Raw genomic sequence first — 18,842 nt, 5'->3', positions numbered from 1 at the left:
AGCCGCCCGTCGATGGCTCGCCCTGACTCAGACCTTCTGACTGTCATTCAAGAACGGCTGAGGCCGTTTCCCCGCGACCATTTCCTGTCCGTCACCGATCTGAATGAGCAGACCGCGCGCGAGTTGCTGGACCTGGCCGACGGCTTCGTCGAGCTGAACCAGGGGTCGACCAAGTCGCTGGAGCTGATGGCCGGGCGTACGGTCGTGAACCTCTTCTTCGAGAACTCGACCCGCACCAGTGCCTCCTTCGAGATCGCCGCGCGGCGGCTGGGTGCCGATGTGGTCAGTCTGAGCCCGCGCGCCTCTTCGGTGGCCAAGGGTGAGACCCTGATCGATACGGCAGCCACCCTGAACGCCATGAAACCCGACATCCTGGTGGTGCGCCACTCGGCCTCGGGGGCCGCAGATTTGCTGTCGCAGAAGGTCGGATGCGCCGTGGTCAATGCCGGGGACGGACGCCACGAACATCCGACCCAGGCCCTGCTCGACCTGCTGACGCTCAAGCGCGAGTTCGGCGACGTGGGCGGTCTGACGGTGGCCATCTGTGGCGATGTGGCCCACAGCCGGGTCGCACGCTCGAACGTGGCCCTGCTGTCCATGATGGGGGCGCGCGTGCGGCTGGTCGGGCCGCCGACGCTGGTGCCGGGCGATGCCGACCGCTGGGGCTGCGAGGTCTTCCACGACATGCGGCAGGGGCTGGAGGGCTGCGACGTGGTGATGATGCTGCGCCTGCAGCTGGAGCGGATGCAGGGGGCGCTGGTCCCCTCGACGCGCGAATACTACCGGTTCTGGGGGCTGGACCGCGAGAAGCTGAAGGTCGCCGCGCCCGGCGTGCGGGTCATGCACCCCGGCCCCATGAACCGCGGGGTCGAGATCGATTCCGACATCGCCGACGATCCGGTGATCTCGCTGATCCAGACCCAGGTCGAGATGGGGGTCTCGGCGCGCATGGCCGTGCTGGCGGGCCTGTCGCTGCGGCGCGAGGAGGCCGGACTGTGAGCGCGCCCGTCTGGATCGTGAATGCCCGGCTGCTGGACCCGGACAGCGGCTATGACGGCCCGGGCGCCGTGCGGGTCGAGGACGGCCGGATTGCCAAGGTGGTCAGGAGCGCCGCATTTACTGCACCCGACGATGCCGAGACCATTGATGCAGATGGCCTGTGCCTGTCGCCCGGTCTGATCGACATCCGGGTCAAGACCGGCGAACCGGGAGCCGAGCCGAAGGAAACGCTCAAATCCGCTGCCCTGTCGGCGGCGGCCGGTGGCGTGACGACGCTGGTGATCCAGCCGGATACCGCACCCGCGGTCGACGACCCGGCCATGGTCGACTTCATCCAGCGGCGCGGGGCCGCGCTGGGGCTGGTCAACATCCTGACGGCAGGGGCGGCGACACAGGGGTGCCAGGGGAGCCTGATGGCCGAGATCGGCCTGATGCAGGAGGCCGGTGCCCTCTATTTCACCGATGTCGATCAGGTCATTGCCGACAGCGGCACCCTGATGCGGGTGATGGCCTATGCCACGGCCTTCAATGCCCTGATCGCCTGTCGCCCGCAGGATCCGTGGCTGTCGAAGGGGGCCGTGGCGACTTCGGGCGAGCTGGCGACGCGGCTGGGCCTCTCGTCCGTGCCGGCCATTGCCGAACGCATGCAGATGGAGCGCGATCTGGCGCTGGTCGAACAGACCGGCGTGCGTTTCCTCATTGACCAGATTTCCACGGCGGGGGCGCTGGAGACCCTGGACCGGGCCCGCAAGCGGGGGCTGGAGGTCGCGGCCAGTGTCTCGATCAACCACCTGCGCTTCAATGAGGTCGACATTGGCGACTATCGCACCTTCTACCGCCTGGACCCGCCGCTGCGGGACGAAAGCGACCGGCTGGCGCTGATCGAGGCGGTGCGCGACGGGCGGATCGATGTGATCACCTCCGCCCACTCCCCTGCCCCTGCCGAGGACAAGCGTCGCCCCTTTGCCGAGGCCGCGCCGGGCGCCGTGGGTCTGCAGACCCTGCTGCCCGCCGCGCTGGGGCTGCACCACGAGGATGACCTGCCGCTGCTGGATGTTCTGAGGCCCATGACCGTCGGCCCGGCTGATCTGCTGGGACTGGCCGCTGGACGGCTGGCCGAGGGCGCACCCGCCGACCTGATCCTGCTCGACCCGAATGCGCCCGTTGTGATCGACGCCGATGCCCTGCGTTCCAAGTCGAAGAACTCGCCGTTCGACAACCGTCGTCTGCAGGGACGGGTGGAGCGGACCTGGGTCGGGGGGCGGTCGATCTTTTCGACCTGACTTGCGGCTCCGCTTGCGAGGCCTCATCGTCCCTCTCTGGATTAAGGGAGGCCGAATCAGGTGCAGGATCTGGCGGGAATCGCGATGCTGACGCTGCTGGCGGCGACAGTGGGCGGCTATCTGGTCGGCTCCATTCCTTTCGGCGTGCTTCTGACCCGGGCCGCCGGGGCGGGCGACGTCCGCAAGATCGGGTCGGGCAACATCGGCGCCACCAATGTGCTGCGCACCGGCCGCAAGGACCTCGCGTTTGCGACCCTGATCCTTGATGCCGGAAAGGGGGCTGCGGCCCTGCTGATCGCGCGCGCGATTACCGACAATGATGCCGTGGCGGCCATCGCGGGCGGCGCGGCCTTTCTGGGACATCTGTATCCCGTCTGGCTGGGCTTCAGGGGTGGCAAGGGTGTCGCGACATTCTTTGGTCTGATGCTGGCGGCGGCTTGGCCACTGGGACTGGTCGCGGCAGCGGTCTGGCTGCTGACCGCAGCCGTGTTCCGGGTGTCGTCGCTGTCGGCACTGGTCGCGACCCTGGTGACCCCGGCTCTCGCCCTCATGCCCATTGCCGTCCTCGACCTGCCGACGTCACACAGCGTCTTTCTGCTGGCGCTGGCGGCCATGACGCTGATCTGGCTGCGCCACTTCGACAACATCATTCGGCTGATCAAGGGCAAGGAGCCCCGGATCGGCGCCAAGTCCGCCTGATGGCGCTGGGGGCAGCCGAACGGATTGCCCGGCTGCAACTGGCCCGCAGCGAGCGGATCGGCCCCGTCACCTTCGCCCAGCTGATCGCGCGATACAGCAGCGCGCAGGCAGCCCTGGACGCCCTGCCCGGCGTCATCCGCAAGGCGGGCGGCGCGACCTATACCGCCGCCCCTAGAGACCGGATCGAGGCAGAGATCGCCAGTGGTGAGGCCCTTGGCGCGAGGCTGCTGGTCATCGGAGACGCAGACTATCCCGAGACGCTTGCAGCGGTTGACCCGGCCCCGCCGGTGCTTTGGGCGAGAGGAAGCCTCGACGGTCTTCAGAAGGAGGCCGTGGCCATTGTCGGCGCACGCATCGCCTCTGCCGGTGGCCAGCGCATCGCCCGGGGGCTGGCCTCACAACTGGGCGAGGCCGGCCTGATCGTCGTTTCGGGCATGGCGCGGGGAATTGATGCCGCAGCGCACTGGGGTGCCCTGTCGACAGGAACGGTGGCCGTGTTGGGCGGCGGCGTCGATGACGTCTACCCCTCCGATAATCAGGACCTGTACGAGCGCATTCTGGCCGAGGGCTGCATTCTGTCGGAAAGCCCACCGGGGACCCGGGCCCAGGCCAGGGATTTTCCAAGGCGCAACCGGGTCATATCGGGCCTGTCGCGCGGCGTGATCGTGGTCGAGGCCGAAATCAGGTCTGGTTCCCTGATCACCGCCCGCCTCGCCGCCGAGCAGGGGCGCGAGGTGTTCGCCGTACCTGGATCGCCGCTGGACCCCCGGTCCCGTGGTCCCAATTCCCTGCTGCGAGACGGCGCGATCCTGTGCGAACGGGTCGAGGATGTACTGGATGCACTCGGCAACCTTCGCAGTGTCCGGATCAAACCGCAGCGCCCGACACCCCTTGAGATTTCCGCCGATCTCGACACCGCCACGCTCAGGGCCGTCGAGGCTTCCCTATCCCCGACCCCAACCCCTCGCGATGATCTGGCCCGGTCCCTGGGGTTGCCGTCCTCTGTCGTTGCAGGGGCCCTGCTGGAGCTCAGCCTTGTCGGCCGCGCGCGCTTGTTGCCGGGTGGATTGGCCTCCCGGTAAGGCCGTCATCCCGCGATCCGGTTGCCAAGATCGCTGCCTGTTCGAGGGCAACCGCCAGCGGCTCATCGCCCTGGCATTTGGAGCGTGCCAGGTCCGCAAGCTGGCTCGCCATGGCGCTGATGTATTCCCGGAAGGGACGCTCCGTGCGGAGCGCCGCGCTATCATCAGTCATTCTGGGAGTCGCGGCATGGCGGGGATCGGGATTCTGCATGCGTGTGCCTCGGTGATGAACCGACGCTACCTTACCGCTTATTGATAGTAAATGTCTACTTTACCGTGTTTTCGGGCCTGGCGATTGACACGGGGCGAGAGGCGAACCACGTTCCCCCGCCTTCCTTTCGGCCCCGCTCCCGGGCCTCCTTTCCCCGAAAAGCCCACGCCCGCATGAATCTCGTCATTGTCGAAAGCCCGGCCAAGGCCAAGACCATCAACAAATACCTTGGCTCCGACTATGAGGTTCTGGCCTCCTATGGCCACGTCCGTGATCTGCCATCGAAGGACGGCTCTGTCCTGCCGGACGAAGACTTTGCCATGTCCTGGGAGGTCGATGCCCGGGGGGCCAAGCGCCTGTCCGAAATCGCCGAGGCGGCCAAACGCGCGGACCGCGTCATCCTCGCCACCGACCCTGACCGCGAGGGCGAGGCCATCAGCTGGCACGTGCTGGAGGTATTGCAAAAGAAGAAGGCGCTGAAGGACACCGAGGTCGAGCGCGTCACCTTCAACGCCATTACCAGGGCCGCCGTGCTTGAGGCTATGGCCAACCCCCGCCAGCTGGATATGGAACTGGTCGAGGCCTATCTGGCCCGCCGGGCACTGGACTATCTGGTCGGCTTCACCCTGTCACCTGTGCTGTGGCGCAAGTTGCCCGGCGCGCGCTCGGCCGGACGGGTCCAGTCGGTGGCCCTGCGCATCGTGGTCGATCGCGAACTGGAGATCGAACGCTTCAAGCCGCAGGAATACTGGTCCATCGAGGCCGATCTGACGGCGGACAGCCCGCCCTTCACCACGCGGCTGGTCAAACACGCCGGCAAGCGCGTCCAGCGACTGGACATCAAGGACGAGGCGACCGCCACCGCCGCGCGCAATGCCATTCAGGCCGGTCAGTTCACGATCACCTCGATCGAGAAGAAGCCGGTCAGGCGCAACCCCTCGCCGCCCTTCACCACCTCGACCCTGCAGCAGGAAGCCGCACGCAAGCTGGGCTTTACGGCCCAGCGTACCATGCAGGCCGCCCAGAAGCTGTACGAAGGCGTTGACGATCAGGGCGGCCTGATCACCTATATGCGGACCGACGGGGTTTATGTGACGCCGGAAGGCATCGCCCAGGCGCGCGACGTCATCGCCGAACGGTTCGGCCCCGCCTATGTCCCGTCCGAGCCGCGCTATTACAAGGTGAAGGCCAAGAACGCCCAGGAGGCGCACGAGGCGATCCGCCCCACAAACATCACGCGCCACCCGGACTCGCTGCGCCTTGAGGACGACCTGCGCCGGCTTTACGAGCTGATCTGGAAGCGAATGGTCGCCAGCCAGATGGAAGCCGCGCGCATGGACCGCACGACGGTCGAGATCGAGACGCCGGACGGTCAGACCGCCCTTCGCGCCACCGGCCAGGTGGTCACCTTCGACGGCTTCATCGCGGCTTATGAGGAAGGCCGCGATGACAAGCCCCGCGCCGGATCGGAAGACGACGAGGACGACACCACCCGCCTGCCGGCCCTGAAAGAGGGCGCTGTGGCGAAGGTCGAGGCCATCCGCGCGGACCAGCATTTCACCGAGCCTCCGCCCCGCTATTCCGAAGCGACCCTGGTCAAGAAGCTGGAGGAGCTGGGGATCGGGCGACCGTCGACCTATGCCTCGATCCTGACCACCCTGCGGGATCGGGAATATGTCCGCATGGACAAGAACCGCTTCTATCCCGAGGACAACGGGCGTCTGGTCACGGCCTTCCTCGAGCAGTTCTTTGGCCAGTGGGTCGAATATGATTTCACCGCCGCGCTTGAGAACGAGCTGGATGAAGTCTCGGCCGGCCAGATGGACTGGAAGGCGCTGCTGCGCGAATTCTGGTCCAAACTGAAGCCCGCCACGGCTGCGGTTCTGGAGCGCCAGGGCGTCATCGACGAACTGGATTCGGCCATCGGTCCCTTTCTCTTTCCCGACAAGGGAGACGGCACGGATCCGCGCCTCTGCCCCCTGTGCAAGTCCGGCCGTCTGCATCTGAAGGCCAGCTTCAAGATGAAGTCGTCCTTCATCGGTTGCTCCAACTATCCCGAGTGCCGGTACACGCGCGGTTTCGGGGCGGGATCCAATGCGGGCGGTGGGGCTGAGGGCGGCGACCGGGACCTGGGCGTCGACCCGGATACCGGCCAGCCGGTCGCCCTCAAGATCGGGCGCTTCGGCCCCTATGTCGAAACCACGCCGCCGGAGGCCGACAAGCCGAAGCGCTCCTCCCTGCCCAAGGGGTGGAGCCCGGCAACGCTGACGCTGGAACAGGCCCTGCGCCTGCTGGCCCTGCCGCGTCAGGTCGGGCCGCACCCCGAGGACGGCAAGCCGATCACCGCCGGCCTTGGCCGCTATGGACCGTTCATCCTGCATGACGGCGTCTATGCCAACCTGCCGGACATCGAGGAGGTGTTCGAGGTCGGACTGAACCGCGCCGTCGCCCTGCTCGCCGAGAAGAAGGCCTCGCGCGGGGCCCGGGGTCAGACGGCGCCGCTCAAGGAGCTGGGCAATCATCCGGAGAGCGGCGACGCCGTGCAGGTCATGGCCGGACGGTTTGGCCCCTATGTGAAGTGCGGCAAGGTCAACGCGACCCTTCCCAAGGGGACGGCGCCCGAAGACCTGACGCTGGAGACAGCCCTCGAACTGGTCGCGGCCAAGGCGGCGGCCGGCGGCAAGGGCAAGAAGGCGCCGGCCAAAAAGGCAGCGGCCAAGAAGGCTCCGGCAAAAAAAGCGCCCGCCAGGAAGGCCCCGGCCAAGGCCAAGGCCAAACCTAAGACGGCCTGAGGTCCTTCGGCGCCATTCCGGCCAGAACGTCGGGAATGAGATCCGGCAGATCCTCGGCGATCAGTCCCGGGCCAAAGCGGCGCGCGGCCTCGGCATGGATCCATGCTGCGGCGCAGGCGGCGTCAAAACTGTCCATGTGCTGGGCCGCCAGTCCGCCGATCATGCCGGCCAGCACATCGCCTGTGCCCGCCGTCGCCAGCCAGGGCGTGCCGTTCGGATTGACCGCGACCCGGCCGTCCGGGGCGGCGATGACCGTTTCGTGGCCCTTCAGCAGGACCACCGAGTCCGCGCGCGCCGAGGCCTGGCCGGCCGCATCGGTTGAGGGCAGATCGGCCAGATCCGGAAAGAGCCGCGCGAACTCCCCCCTGTGGGGCGTCAGGACATCGTCGCGATCCAGCAGGGCGAACAGATCCTCCTGCCGGCCGTCGAACACGCTGAGCGCATCAGCGTCGACTACCAGGACGGCACCGGTCGTGGCGAGGGCGCGCAGATTGCTGACGGTCTCCTCGCCCAGTCCCGCGGCCGGGCCGATCACCACGGCATCCACCTCCCTGAGCCGGTGCCCCAGATCCTCGGCCCCGTCGAAAGGCTCCACCATGACCGCCTCCAGAGACGCGGCAAGGACCGGGATGGCCGCAGGTGTTGCCATAACCCTGACCAGCCCGGCCCCGATGCGCAGCCCCGCCCGCGCGGCCAGCCGTGCCGCCCCGGTGCGGTGGGCGGGGCCCGATACGACAGCCAGCCGCCCACGCATGTGCTTGTGCGTATCCGACGTCGGCCAGGGCAGTCGATCCTTCCAGTCTCCGGAGTCAGGTGGGACGGTCATGACGCCTCCGTTCACGGATGATGATAATTATCAAAAGGGCCTTGCCTTATGCTGCAATGCAATGTCCCATTGCGGTCCGAGTGCACAGACCAGGTCCGGGCCAATTCCGGGTCGCCTCGGGGACGCCATGAAAAAGATCGAAGCCGTCATCAAGCCGTTCAAGCTGGATGAAGTCAAAGAGGCGCTGCAGGACGTCGGCGTGCAGGGCATGACCGTGCTCGAGGCCAAGGGTTATGGCCGCCAGAAAGGCCACTCCGAACTGTACCGCGGTGCCGAGTACGTCATCGACTTTCTGCCCAAGATCAAGATCGAGGTCGTGGTCAGTGACGACCTGGCCCCCGCCGTGATCGAGGCCATCCAGACGTCCGCCCGCACCGGCAAGATCGGCGACGGTAAGATCTTCGTCTCAGATATCCTCGACGTTATCCGTATCCGCACCGGCGAAACCGGCGCCCAAGCCGTCTGACCCCTCACCGACCGTCCCCCGTGGGCGGTCTTTCATTTTTCCTCCCCAGCCACAGGATTCGAAATTCATGAGCGTCAAGGCCATCCTTCAGGACATCAAGGACAAGGACGTCAAATACGTCGACCTTCGCTTTACCGACACCAAGGGCCGACTTCAGCATGTGACCTTCGACATCGACCTGGTCGATGAGGAGTTCCTCGAGGAAGGCACCATGTTCGACGGCTCGTCGATCGCGGGCTGGAAGGCGATCAATGAGTCCGACATGCTGCTCAAGCCGGACCTCGACACCGCCTACATCGACCCCTTCTACCAGCACACCACCCTGTTCCTGTTCTGCGATGTGCTGAACCCGGACACGGGCGAGCCCTACAACCGCGACAGCCGCTCGATGGCCAAGAAGGCGCTGGCCTTCGTCCAGTCCGCCGGCGTGGGCGACAAGGTCTATTTCGGCCCCGAGGCCGAGTTCTTCATCTTCGACGACGTCCGCTGGTCCACCCAGGCCCACGACACCGGCTACACCTATGACTCGCTGGAACTGCCGGCCAATACGGGCTCGGAATACAGCGAGGGCAATATGGGTCACCGCCCGGGGCCCAAGGGGGGCTATTTCCCCGTGAACCCGGTCGACTCCGGCCAGGACCTGCGCGCCGAAATGCTGTCGGTGATGAAGGATATGGGCCTGCAACCCGAAAAGCATCACCACGAAGTGGCCCCGGCCCAGCACGAACTGGGCCTGAAGTTCGCCGAGTTGGTGACCATGGCCGACCGGCTGCAGCTGTATAAGTACGTCATCCACAACGTCGCCGCCGCCTATGGCAAGTCGGCCACCTTCATGGCCAAGCCCATGTTCGGCGACAACGGCTCGGGCATGCATGTGCACCAGTCGATCTGGAAGGACGGAAAGCCCCAGTTCGCCGGTGACAAATACGCCGGCCTGTCGGACATGTGCCTGTGGTACATCGGCGGCATCATCAAGCACGCCAAGGCGATCAACGCCTTCGCCAACTCGACCACCAACAGCTACAAGCGCTTGGTCCCCGGCTATGAAGCCCCGGTCAAGCTGGCCTATTCGGCCCGCAACCGCTCGGCCTCGATCCGTATTCCGTGGGTCAGCTCGCCCAAGGCCAAACGTATCGAAGCCCGCTTCCCCGATCCGATGGGCAACCCCTATCTGACCTTCACGGCCCTGCTGATGGCGGGCCTGGACGGGATAGAGAACCGCATCGATCCGGGCCCCCCGGCTGACAAGAACCTCTATGACCTGCCGCCCGAAGAACGCGGCAACATCCCCGAGGTCTGCGGCAGCCTGCGCGAGGCGCTCGAGGCGCTCGACAAGGATCGGGCTTTTCTCAAGAAGGGCGGCGTCATGGATGACGACTTCATCGACAGCTATATCGAGCTGAAGATGGAAGAGGTGATGCGCCTGCAGCTGCATCCCCACCCCGTCGAGTTCGACATGTACTACAGCTGCTGATCGGCAGCCGGAATTGACGACGGCCCCGGTGATCGCTCGCCGGGGCCGTTTTCGATTCTGACGCCAGGATCAACGGTTGGTCGTTTCGACCTCGATGCCGTTTTCGTTGGCCCGCACGGTGGTCGAATCCCCGGCCTCGCGCTCGACGACGACGGGCGGAGGGGTTTCCGTCTCGACCGGTACGGGGACGACCGTTTCCCTCTCGACCACGGTGTGTGTTTCGGTGGTCGGCTCGGACTGCTGCTCGGCGGGGGTGCAGGCAACCGCACCGGCGACCAGCGCGGTCGAGGCGAGAACGGTCAGGGTAAGGCGGGACATGGGTGTCTCCTGTCGTGAAAGGTTCCGACAGAACGGCGCCGCTTGCCCGAGGTTCCGCCTAGACCGCCAACCCGTCCTCAATGTCCCGCTTGCGGCGGCGCAGCTCGATGAGGCGCACGCACCAGATGGAGACCTCGTAAAGCAGCACCAGCGGGATCCCCAGCATGACCTGACTGATCGGATCGGGCGGGGTCACGAAGGCCGCGACCACGGCGATGGCGACGATCGCGTACTTGCGTCCCTTGGCGAGGGCGCTGGAGCTCACGATCCCGGCCGTGCCCAGCAGGGTCATGACCACCGGCAACTGGAAGCAGAGGCCGAAGGCCAGCAGCAGGGCCATAACCAGATTCAGATAGTCGGACACCTTGGGCAGAAGCTCGGCCGAAATGCCGCCGCCGGTGACCTGTTGGCCGAGAGAGAACAGCATGACGAAGGGCAGCATGACGTAATAGACCATGGCCGCGCCGACCAGGAACAGCAGCGGGGCGGCGATCAGGAACGGCAGGAAGGCGCCCCGCTCATTGCGGTACAGGCCCGGTGCGACAAAGCGATAGATCTGGAACGCCAAGACCGGGAAGGTGACCACTACGGCCCCGAAGGCCGCCAGCTTCATCTTGGTAATCAGGAACTCCAGCGGCGCAGTGAAGATCAGATTCACGGTCTCGCCGTCACCCCGGGGCACGGGGATCAACCCGGCCGTGCCGAGGATCAGGTCAAAGGGCGATACACTGCCGCCGGGACTGGCCGCCTCGCGGAACTGGGCGGCCACGGCAAAGGGCTGGACCAGAAACACATAGATGGGGTCGGCGACGATGAAACAGCCGATGAATCCGACGACGAAGGCAATCACGCAGACGACCAGCCGTCCGCGCAGCTCGATAAGATGATCCATCAAGGGCGCGCGGGACGCCTCGATCTCGTCTTCCTCGCGATCGGGACGGCTCACAGGTCCACCGCCTTCTTGCGCGTGGCCTTGGGGCGGGCCGGGGCGGTTGCCTTCGTTGACGGGGACTTGGTGGCCTTCGCGCGGGGTTTGCGGACCGGCTTGGACCCGGCAGTGGCCTCGGGAGCTGACACTTCCGGCGCTTCAGGGACTTCGGCGTTCGCTTCCGGAAGCGGTGCCGGCACCGAGGGTGGCAGGGCCAGCGGCTCCTTCAGACTCTTGTCGATGTCGCGAAAGGCCTCTTCGGCCTCGGCTCCAAGGGGCACGGCCTGGGCATTGCGCAGAGCCTCGACTTCCTTGCGGAGCTCGTCCAGTTCGGCCTGGCGGGCCATTTCGTCGAAGCTGGAGCGGAATTCATTGGCCATGGCCCGGGCGCGGGCCAGGAACTGGCCGACCTTGCGCATCATCAGGGGCAGGTCTTTCGGGCCGACCACGATCAGGGCCAGCAAGCCGATGACAAGGATTTCCAGCCCGCCGATGCCGGGACCCAGACCACCCATGGATCACACGCCTTCGTTCAGGGGGATGATCAGCGCTTCAGGTCTTCTTTTTCGGCCTCGGTGCGGGGCAGAACGCTCTCGCCGGAAGACTTGTCGTCCTCGCCCTTCAGGCCTTCACGAAAGGCGCGGATGCCCTTGGCGGCATCGCCCATCAGGCCGGAAATCTTGCCGCGCCCGCCGAAAAGCAGGAGGGCCAGAACGACAATAACGAGGATTTGCCAGATGCCGGGCTGCATGAGTCTACGTCTCGAAAATCAGGGTGGCGGGAGTGCCGGTGACCTTGGTCTCAGATCATATAGGCCTTGTGATGGCCATACGCCAAGCGATCCTGTAGTGCGCGCTCATGTCAGCCCCACTTTCCTGCGACCTTTCCCACGTCATTATCCACACGGATGGTGCCTGTCGCGGCAATCCCGGGCCGGGCGGCTGGGGCGCAATCCTGCAGACGGGTGCCGGTCATGTGCGCGAGCTGAAGGGTGGGGAGCCGCAGACGACCAACAACCGGATGGAACTGACCGCCGCCATCATGGCGCTGGAAGCGCTGAAACGCCCCTGTCGCGTCGATCTGCATACCGACAGCCGCTATGTCATGGACGGCATCACCAAATGGATCGGCGCGTGGAAGTCACGCGGCTGGAAAACCGCCGACAAAAAGCCCGTGAAGAACGAGGACCTGTGGCGCCGCCTGGACGACGCCCGGGCCCGGCATCAGGTGAAGTGGCACTGGGTCAAGGGTCACGCCGGCCATATCCTGAACGAGCGCGCGGACGCCCTGGCCAACGAGGGGATCGACGGCTTGCCGCATCGTTAGGTCCTGTCGAGCAACTTCACGAGAGCACACTCCAGATCGTCACCGCCGCCTGAATCAGAGTCATTAGAGCGAGCAGGACCACCAGCCCGCCTTCACCCCGTGCAGCGCCGAGCTTGTCCCGGGCCGCTGGAGAATGCCCCTGTGAGGGCTTCGTCTTGATCAAGTGGTCTGGCACAGCTTCTCTCCTTCGAGAGAACCATAGCGCGATTCAATCTCTAATTATAATTAAAACGCGAATGACGGCCCGCCAGATATCTTCGGTTGAGAAGCGGCTTGCCCAACCAGTAGGCCAGTTCCGCCGGGCGGCTCACGTCCCAGACGGCCAGATCGGCGGCCTTGCCGACCTCCAGCGTGCCGACCTGATCGGCGATGCCGAGGGCCCGGGCGGCGTGGCGGGTGGCTCCCGCCAGCGCTTCTTCCGGCGTCAGGCGGAACTTCATGCAGGCCAGCGCCATGGCAAGCGGCATGGAGGTCAGCGGCGAGGTTCCGGGGTTGCAGTCGGTGGCCACCGCCATGGCCACGCCCGCGTCGCGGAAAGCCTGAACCGGCGGTAGCTGAGTCTCGTCCAGCATGACGAAGGCCCCGGGCAGCAGGACAGCGACGACACCCGCGCCGGCCATCGCGGCCACGCCAGCGTCCGAGATGTATTCGACATGGTCGGCGGACAGGGCCTGATAGCGAGCGGCCAGTGCCGCCCCTCCCCCGTCGCTGAGCTGGTCGGCATGCAGCTTGACCGGCAGGCCGAGGGCGCGCGCCTTGTCGAACAGCCGCGCCACTTCGGCCGTCGTGAAGGCGATCGGCTCCAGATAGGCGTCGACCGCATCGACCAGACCCTCGGCATGGGCGGCGGGCAGGACCTGATTGATCATCAGATCGACATAGGCCGCGCGGCGGTCGGAGAACTCGGGCGGGATGGCATGCAGGCCGAGGAAGGTGGTGCGGACGCGGACCCTGCCCGCCTGCTCCAGCTCCCGGGCCACGCGTAGCATGCGGAGTTCGGTCTCGGGATCGAGGCCATAGCCGGACTTGATCTCGACCGCCGTAACGCCGCTGTCGGTCAGGGCCTTCAGCCGGTCGAGGGCGCGCTCGGTCAGGTCGGCGTCGCTGGCCTCCCGGGTGGCGCGGACGGTCGAAGCGATGCCGCCCCCCTCACGGGCGATCTGGGCATAGGGCACGCCGGTCAGACGGCGTTCATACTCGCCCGAGCGGTCGCCGCCAAACACCAGATGGGTGTGACAGTCGATCAGGCCGGGCGTGACCCAGCGGCCGTCCAGCCGGTCGACCTCTTCGGCCTGATGATCGGGCAAATCCGCCCGCGCGCCGATCCAGACGATGCGTCCGTCGCGGATCAGGATCGCGCCGTCGTCGATGGCGCCATAGGGTTCGCCGACCGGAACCATGGTGGCGAGGCGGCAGTCTGTGATCAGCCGGTCGGCTTTCATCGGCCCTCGAACCCGGCCAGCAGCTCGCAGAACCAGCGCCCGACGGTCAGCGAGCCGAGATCCCCGACCTCGAGCGAGGGGTCGTATTCGGTCAGGTCAACAGCCCGGACCTTTGCGCAGGCGCCGATGACGCGCGTGGCCTCGAAGAAGGCGTGGACGCCGATCCCGCCCGGGCGGGCGCCGGGGCTGGCCGGCCACTGGCTGCGGTCGATCACGTCGATGTCGACATCGACATAGATGCGGTCCACCCGCGCGCTGAGCCGCTCCAGTTCCTCAGCCACGACCGCGGCAAAGCCCTTTCGGTGGCACTCACCCGCCGCGCGCACCGAAATGCCGGCCGCCTTCGCCTTGTCATGGGCCCGCTTCGTATTGGCATAGGGGGCCAGCCCCACCTGGCTGATCAGGGCCCCGTCCATGCCGTCGTCCAGCAGGGCCTGAACCGGATTGCCATTGGTCAGGCCCTGATCGGTGTCGCGCAGGTCGAAATGGGCGTCGAGGGTCAGCAGGCCCGTGCCCTCAAGCCCCAGTCCGTGCAGACCCGGGCGGGTGACGGCATTGTTGCCGCCGACGATCACGGTCATGCGCCGATGCGCCTGCGCCTGCGCCGCATCGCGCAGGGACACAAAGGCCGCGTCGGGAGCCAGGGCCTTGAGCGCCACATCCCCGGCATCGTGGACCCGCGTCTCCAGCGACCGCCCCGTCTCGACGTCATAGGTCGAAAAGCGCGGCAGGACGGCGCGGAAGGCGCGCGGGCCGAGGTCGCACCGGCCTGGCGTCAGCGAGCGTTCGTTCAGGGGCGCCCCGATCAGGGCCACCTCTGCATCCGGGTGATCGCCGATCAGGTCGGCAACCGACCGCCACCCCAGGGCCTCTGAGTCTTCCATCGTCATGAACGGGACCGTAGAGACGGGATCATGACGACTCAACCGATCTCGAACACCCGCACGATCCGCAGTCCGCGCGGCCCGGAAAAGACCGCCGCCACCTGGGCCGCAGAAGCCGCCCTGCGCATGCTGATGAACAATCTGGACCCCGAGGTCGCCGAGCGGCCCGAGGACCTGGTCGTCTACGGCGGGATCGGCAAGGCGGCCCGCGACTGGCAGGCCTTTGACCGTATCGTCGCCGAACTTAAGACGCTGGGCGGGGACGAGACCCTGCTGATTCAGTCGGGCAAGCCGGTCGGGGTGTTCCGCACCCATGTCGACGCGCCGCGCGTGCTGATCGCCAACTCCAACCTGGTGCCCAAATGGGCGACCTGGGAACATTTCAACGAACTGGATCGCAAGGGGCTGGCCATGTACGGCCAGATGACCGCCGGCTCGTGGATCTATATCGGCACCCAGGGCATCGTTCAGGGGACGTACGAGACCTTTATGGAGGCGGGCCGCCAGCACCATGGCGGCGACTGGTCCGGCAAGTGGATCCTGACCGCCGGTCTGGGCGGCATGGGCGGGGCCCAGCCCCTGGCCGCGACCATGGCGGGGGCCTCCTGCATTGCTATCGAATGCCAGCGCAGCCGGATCGAGTTCCGGCTGCGCACCCGCTACCTCGACGTCATGGCCGAGGATCTGGACGAGGCGCTGGCCCTGCTGGACCAGTCGCTGAAGGACGGCAAGCCGACCTCGATCGGCCTCCTGGGCAATGCCGCCGACCTGCTGCCCGAGATGGTGCATCGCGGGGTGCGCCCCGATCTGGTGACAGACCAGACCAGCGCCCATGATCCGGTCTACGGCTATCTGCCCTCGGGCTGGACGATCGCCGACTGGGAGACGAAACGGGTCAGCGATCCGGCAGCGGTCGAGGCGGCGGCCCGGGCCTCCATGGCCACCCATGTGAAGGCCATGCTGGACTTCCACCGCATGGGCGTGCCGACCACTGATTACGGCAACAACATCCGGCAGGTGGCGCTGGATGAAGGGGTCGAGGACGCCTTTGCCTTCCCCGGCTTTGTGCCCGCCTATATCCGCCCGCTGTTCTGCCGGGCCATCGGGCCGTTCCGCTGGGCGGCGCTGTCGGGCGATCCGGAGGACATCTTCAAGACCGACCGGGCGATGAAGCGGCTGTTCCCCGACAATGCCGGCCTGCACCGCTGGCTGGACATGGCGGGCGAGCGCATCGCCTTCCAGGGCCTGCCGGCGCGCATCTGCTGGATCGGTCTGGGGGACCGGCACCGGGCGGGCCTGATGTTCAACGAGATGGTGGCCTCGGGCGAGCTGAGCGCACCCATCGTGATCGGGCGGGACCATCTGGACAGTGGCTCGGTCGCCAGCCCCAACCGCGAGACCGAAGCCATGCTGGACGGCTCGGACGCCGTTTCCGACTGGCCCCTGCTCAACGCCCTGCTGAACACGGCCTCGGGTGCCAGCTGGGTGTCGCTGCACCACGGCGGCGGGGTGGGCATGGGCTATTCCCAGCATTCGGGCGTGGTGATCGTCGCTGACGGCACGCCGGAAGCGGCGAAGCGTCTGGAGCGGGTGCTGTGGAATGACCCGGCCACCGGCGTCATGCGCCATGCAGACGCCGGGTATGAGATCGCGAAGGACGCGGCCCGCGAACACGGGCTGAACCTGCCGTCGGTGGAGGGCTGAGCATGACGTCGATCGTGATCGGAAACGCGGACCTGACCCTTTCGCAGCTTCGCGCCGTGCTGGATGGCCCCGTGCGTTTGTCGCTGACCGATGCGGCATGGAGCGCGGTCGATCGGGGGGCGGCCACGGTGGCCGCCATCGTGGCCGAGGGGCGCACGGTATACGGCGTGAACACCGGCTTCGGCCTGCTGGCCAGCACCTCGATCAAGCCGGAGGATCTGGAGACGCTGCAGCGCAATCTGGTGCTGAGCCATGCCTGCGGGGTAGGCCCCGATCTGGAAGACCGGGTCGTGCGGCTGATGATGGTGCTGAAGGTCGCCAGCCTGTCGCGCGGGGCGTCGGGCATCCGGCGCGAGACGCTGGAAATGCTGATCGCCCTGCTCGACGCCGACGTATTGCCGTGCGTGCCGTCCAAGGGGTCAGTCGGGGCATCGGGCGATCTGGCACCGCTGGCGCATATGAGCTGCCTGTTGCTGGGGGTCGGTGAGGCCCGAGTGAAGGGCGAGCGCATGCCCGCCACCGAGGCGCTGGCGACGGTCGGGCTTGAGCCCCTGACGCTGGGGCCCAAGGAGGGTCTGGCCCTGCTGAACGGGACCCAGTGTTCGACGGCGCTGGCCCTGACCGGCCTGTTTGCCACCGAGGATGCCTTTGCCGCCGCCCTGGTGGCCGGGGCCATGTCGGTCGATGCGCTGAAGGGGTCGGATGCGCCCTTCGATGCCCGCATCCACGCCCTGCGCGGCCAGCCGGGACAGATCGCCGTGGCGGAGACCCTGCGCGACCTGATGGCGGGGTCGGCGATCCGCGACAGCCACCGGACGGATTGCTCCAAGGTGCAGGACCCCTATTCGCTGCGCTGCCAGCCGCAGGTGATGGGCGCGGTCCTCGACCTGATCCGCACGTCGGCTACGACGCTCGAGCGCGAGGCCAATGCGGTGACCGACAATCCGCTGGTGTTCGTCGAGGAGGGTGACGTCATTTCGGGCGGAAACTTCCACGCCGAGCCGGTGGCCTTTGCCGCCGATCAGCTGGCCATGGCCCTGTGCGAGATCGGCAATCTGTCGGAGCGGCGGACCTCGATCCTCGTCGATCCCAAGATGAGTGGCCTGCCCGCCTTTCTGGTGCGGGAATCGGGGCTGAATTCGGGTTTCATGATCGCCCAGGTGACGGCGGCGGCGCTGGTCGCCGAGAACCGGATGGTCGCTCATCCGGCCAGCGTCGACACCGTCCCGACCAGCGCCAATCAGGAGGACCATGTGTCGATGGCGACCCATGGGGCCCGGCGTCTGCTGGACATGACGCAGAATACGGCGACCGTCGTCGGGATCGAGCTGCTGGCCGGAGCCCAGGGTCTGGATTTCCACCGTCCGCTCAAGTCGTCACCCGCGCTGGAGCGGGCCTGGGCGATCGTGCGCGAGGCGGCGCCGGAATATGCGTCCGACCACTATTTCGCGCCCGACATCGCGCGGGCGACCGACGGGGTGACCGCCGGCCGCTATCGCGATTTCGTGTCGGGTCTGCTGCCCTCGGCCTAGAGGCCGGACGCGCCGAGGCAGGCGGCGCGGGTGGGCACCGGCGGCAGCTGTTCCATGGCCTCGGAATCCTGAATGAGATCGGCCGCCAGTTGGGCGATCTCATTGTTCACATCATCCGAGGACTTGCCGAGGGCCGCACCGGATTGTTCGGCATTGGTCAGCAGGGTGTAGTTGTCCGAGAGGAGCTTCTGCAGCTCTGCATCACTCATTTCCTGCTGCATCAGCTCGATCATGCCGAGGGTGCCGAAGGCCGCGCAGGTCAGGTCGAAGTCATAGCGGTCCTCCGCCTCTCGCGGGCGGGTCAGATTCGGGACCTGGGCGGCTGACGTGGTGGTGCCGCGCTCCGTGACGATCAGGCGATAGACACCGGTCTCGCCAGCGCCATAGCTGTTGGCGAGGATGAAATAGTCGCCGCCCGAGGCGGTGAAGATCAGGCGCGAATTGGTGTTGTCCTCGCTGACGTCGTCATTGGTCTGTTCGACGGGCGGCTGGCAGGCGCGCCCCGGCCCCATGCCGATGAAGGTGTCGAAGTCGCTGGACGTCAGGTCGATGGCATAGGACTGCCCGGCCCGGGTCGAGAGGATGTAGCAGTCATAATTGCTTCCATCGACCTCCATGACCGGATCACTGGCGCTGAGCGTGCCCCTGACGGGCTCGCCGATGCGGATTGTGCTCTGGGCCGAGGCCGTGGATGTGATGGCCTGGGCCGCCATCAAGGTTGTGGCGGCCACAGCGACCGTGCGGACCAGATTTTTCGGGGACATTGAATGATCTCCTGTCGAGACAATTTGGGTGGAGATGAAGGAGTGGAACAGACCGTCGGAAGCAGAAGGCCAGGCGGCCCTCGGCGCCCCTCGTCGTCCCGCCGGGCCTCCT

18 protein-coding genes are annotated in these 18,842 nt (G+C 66.6%); 10 read left to right on the top strand and 8 right to left on the bottom strand.

Going from position 1 to position 18,842, the window contains the following annotated elements; translation table 11 throughout:
- Nucleotides 1-12 precede the first annotated feature (12 nt).
- From IBJ06_RS04140 to topA, 5 genes are all read left to right on the top strand, one after another.
- Nucleotides 13-999, top strand: coding sequence for an aspartate carbamoyltransferase catalytic subunit (locus IBJ06_RS04140; RefSeq protein ID WP_292157553.1), 987 nt, complete (start codon nucleotides 13-15; stop codon nucleotides 997-999).
- Nucleotides 996-2,282 (top strand): dihydroorotase, encoded by a 1,287-nt coding sequence (pyrC, locus tag IBJ06_RS04135; protein ID WP_292157551.1) that lies wholly within the window; start codon nucleotides 996-998, stop codon nucleotides 2,280-2,282. The genes IBJ06_RS04140 and pyrC overlap by 4 nt, the downstream gene beginning before the upstream one ends.
- Nucleotides 2,283-2,342: 60 nt before the next feature.
- Nucleotides 2,343-2,981 carry a glycerol-3-phosphate 1-O-acyltransferase PlsY gene (gene plsY / locus IBJ06_RS04130; protein WP_292157549.1) on the top strand — a complete coding sequence of 213 codons (639 nt, stop codon included), beginning with the start codon at nucleotides 2,343-2,345 and terminating at the stop codon, nucleotides 2,979-2,981.
- Nucleotides 2,981-4,063, top strand: a complete 1,083-nt coding sequence (dprA, locus tag IBJ06_RS04125; RefSeq protein WP_292157547.1) for a DNA-processing protein DprA — start codon at nucleotides 2,981-2,983, stop codon at nucleotides 4,061-4,063. The genes plsY and dprA overlap by 1 nt, the downstream gene beginning before the upstream one ends.
- Before the next feature lie 384 nt (nucleotides 4,064-4,447).
- The gene (gene topA, locus IBJ06_RS04120; protein WP_292157545.1) at nucleotides 4,448-7,066 is read left to right on the top strand and encodes a type I DNA topoisomerase; all 2,619 of its coding nucleotides are present in this window, start codon (nucleotides 4,448-4,450) and stop codon (nucleotides 7,064-7,066) included.
- Here the strand turns inward: topA and IBJ06_RS04115 are convergent.
- Nucleotides 7,053-7,892, bottom strand: a complete 840-nt coding sequence (locus IBJ06_RS04115; protein WP_292157543.1) for an NAD(P)H-hydrate dehydratase — start codon at nucleotides 7,890-7,892, stop codon at nucleotides 7,053-7,055. The two genes, topA and IBJ06_RS04115, sit on opposite strands and share 14 nt — an antisense overlap.
- Nucleotides 7,893-8,019: 127 nt before the next feature.
- On the opposite strand from IBJ06_RS04115, the gene IBJ06_RS04110 reads away from it, so the two are divergent.
- Both IBJ06_RS04110 and glnA read left to right on the top strand, forming a co-directional pair.
- A complete protein-coding gene (locus IBJ06_RS04110; RefSeq protein ID WP_292157541.1) occupies nucleotides 8,020-8,358 on the top strand; it encodes a P-II family nitrogen regulator in 339 nt (112 codons plus the stop codon).
- Between the two features lie 67 nt (nucleotides 8,359-8,425).
- Nucleotides 8,426-9,832 (top strand): type I glutamate--ammonia ligase, encoded by a 1,407-nt coding sequence (gene glnA, locus IBJ06_RS04105; protein ID WP_292157539.1) that lies wholly within the window; start codon nucleotides 8,426-8,428, stop codon nucleotides 9,830-9,832.
- A 69-nt stretch (nucleotides 9,833-9,901) separates the two neighbouring features.
- Here glnA and IBJ06_RS04100 read toward each other — a convergent pair whose 3' ends face one another.
- From IBJ06_RS04100 to IBJ06_RS04085, 4 genes are read right to left on the bottom strand one after another with little or no spacing between them, the layout of a single operon-like run.
- Nucleotides 9,902-10,150, bottom strand: a complete 249-nt coding sequence (locus IBJ06_RS04100) for a hypothetical protein (RefSeq protein ID WP_292157537.1) — start codon at nucleotides 10,148-10,150, stop codon at nucleotides 9,902-9,904.
- Nucleotides 10,151-10,208: 58 nt separating this feature from the next.
- Nucleotides 10,209-11,096: a twin-arginine translocase subunit TatC gene (gene tatC, locus IBJ06_RS04095; protein ID WP_292157535.1), complete on the bottom strand. Its 888-nt coding sequence runs from the start codon at nucleotides 11,094-11,096 to the stop codon at nucleotides 10,209-10,211.
- Complete coding sequence (gene tatB, locus IBJ06_RS04090) at nucleotides 11,093-11,593, bottom strand: Sec-independent protein translocase protein TatB (RefSeq protein WP_292157533.1); 501 nt, start codon at nucleotides 11,591-11,593, stop codon at nucleotides 11,093-11,095. Before tatB ends, tatC begins: the two co-directional genes overlap by 4 nt.
- Before the next feature lie 29 nt (nucleotides 11,594-11,622).
- The gene (locus tag IBJ06_RS04085; RefSeq protein WP_292157531.1) at nucleotides 11,623-11,829 is read right to left on the bottom strand and encodes a twin-arginine translocase TatA/TatE family subunit; all 207 of its coding nucleotides are present in this window, start codon (nucleotides 11,827-11,829) and stop codon (nucleotides 11,623-11,625) included.
- Nucleotides 11,830-11,936: 107 nt separating this feature from the next.
- On the opposite strand from IBJ06_RS04085, the gene rnhA reads away from it, so the two are divergent.
- Entirely contained in the window at nucleotides 11,937-12,404 is a 468-nt protein-coding gene (gene rnhA / locus IBJ06_RS04080; protein WP_292157529.1) for a ribonuclease HI, read from the top strand.
- A 215-nt stretch (nucleotides 12,405-12,619) separates the two neighbouring features.
- On the opposite strand, the gene hutI is transcribed toward rnhA, so the two are convergent.
- Together hutI and IBJ06_RS04070 are read right to left on the bottom strand one after the other, a co-directional pair.
- A complete protein-coding gene (hutI, locus tag IBJ06_RS04075) occupies nucleotides 12,620-13,846 on the bottom strand; it encodes an imidazolonepropionase (protein WP_292157527.1) in 1,227 nt (408 codons plus the stop codon).
- Entirely contained in the window at nucleotides 13,843-14,736 is an 894-nt protein-coding gene (locus tag IBJ06_RS04070; RefSeq protein WP_292157525.1) for an arginase family protein, read from the bottom strand. The genes hutI and IBJ06_RS04070 overlap by 4 nt, the downstream gene beginning before the upstream one ends.
- Nucleotides 14,737-14,760: 24 nt before the next feature.
- Here IBJ06_RS04070 and hutU point away from each other — a divergent pair, with 24 nt between their 5' ends.
- On the top strand, nucleotides 14,761-16,434 hold the full coding sequence (hutU, locus tag IBJ06_RS04065; protein ID WP_292157523.1) for a urocanate hydratase: 1,674 nt from the start codon (nucleotides 14,761-14,763) through the stop codon (nucleotides 16,432-16,434).
- Between the two features lie 2 nt (nucleotides 16,435-16,436).
- Complete coding sequence (gene hutH, locus IBJ06_RS04060; protein WP_292157521.1) at nucleotides 16,437-17,966, top strand: histidine ammonia-lyase; 1,530 nt, start codon at nucleotides 16,437-16,439, stop codon at nucleotides 17,964-17,966.
- Here hutH and IBJ06_RS04055 read toward each other — a convergent pair.
- Nucleotides 17,963-18,730, bottom strand: coding sequence for a hypothetical protein (locus tag IBJ06_RS04055; RefSeq protein ID WP_292157520.1), 768 nt, complete (start codon nucleotides 18,728-18,730; stop codon nucleotides 17,963-17,965). The genes hutH and IBJ06_RS04055 overlap by 4 nt on opposite strands.
- Nucleotides 18,731-18,842 lie beyond the last annotated feature (112 nt).

This window comes from Brevundimonas sp. (genome assembly GCF_016742135.1).
In the GTDB taxonomy this organism is placed as follows: Bacteria; Pseudomonadota; Alphaproteobacteria; order Caulobacterales; family Caulobacteraceae; genus Brevundimonas.
The sequence above is the reverse complement of the archived record's forward strand: the minus strand, read 5'-3'. Positions and strand labels throughout refer to the sequence as shown.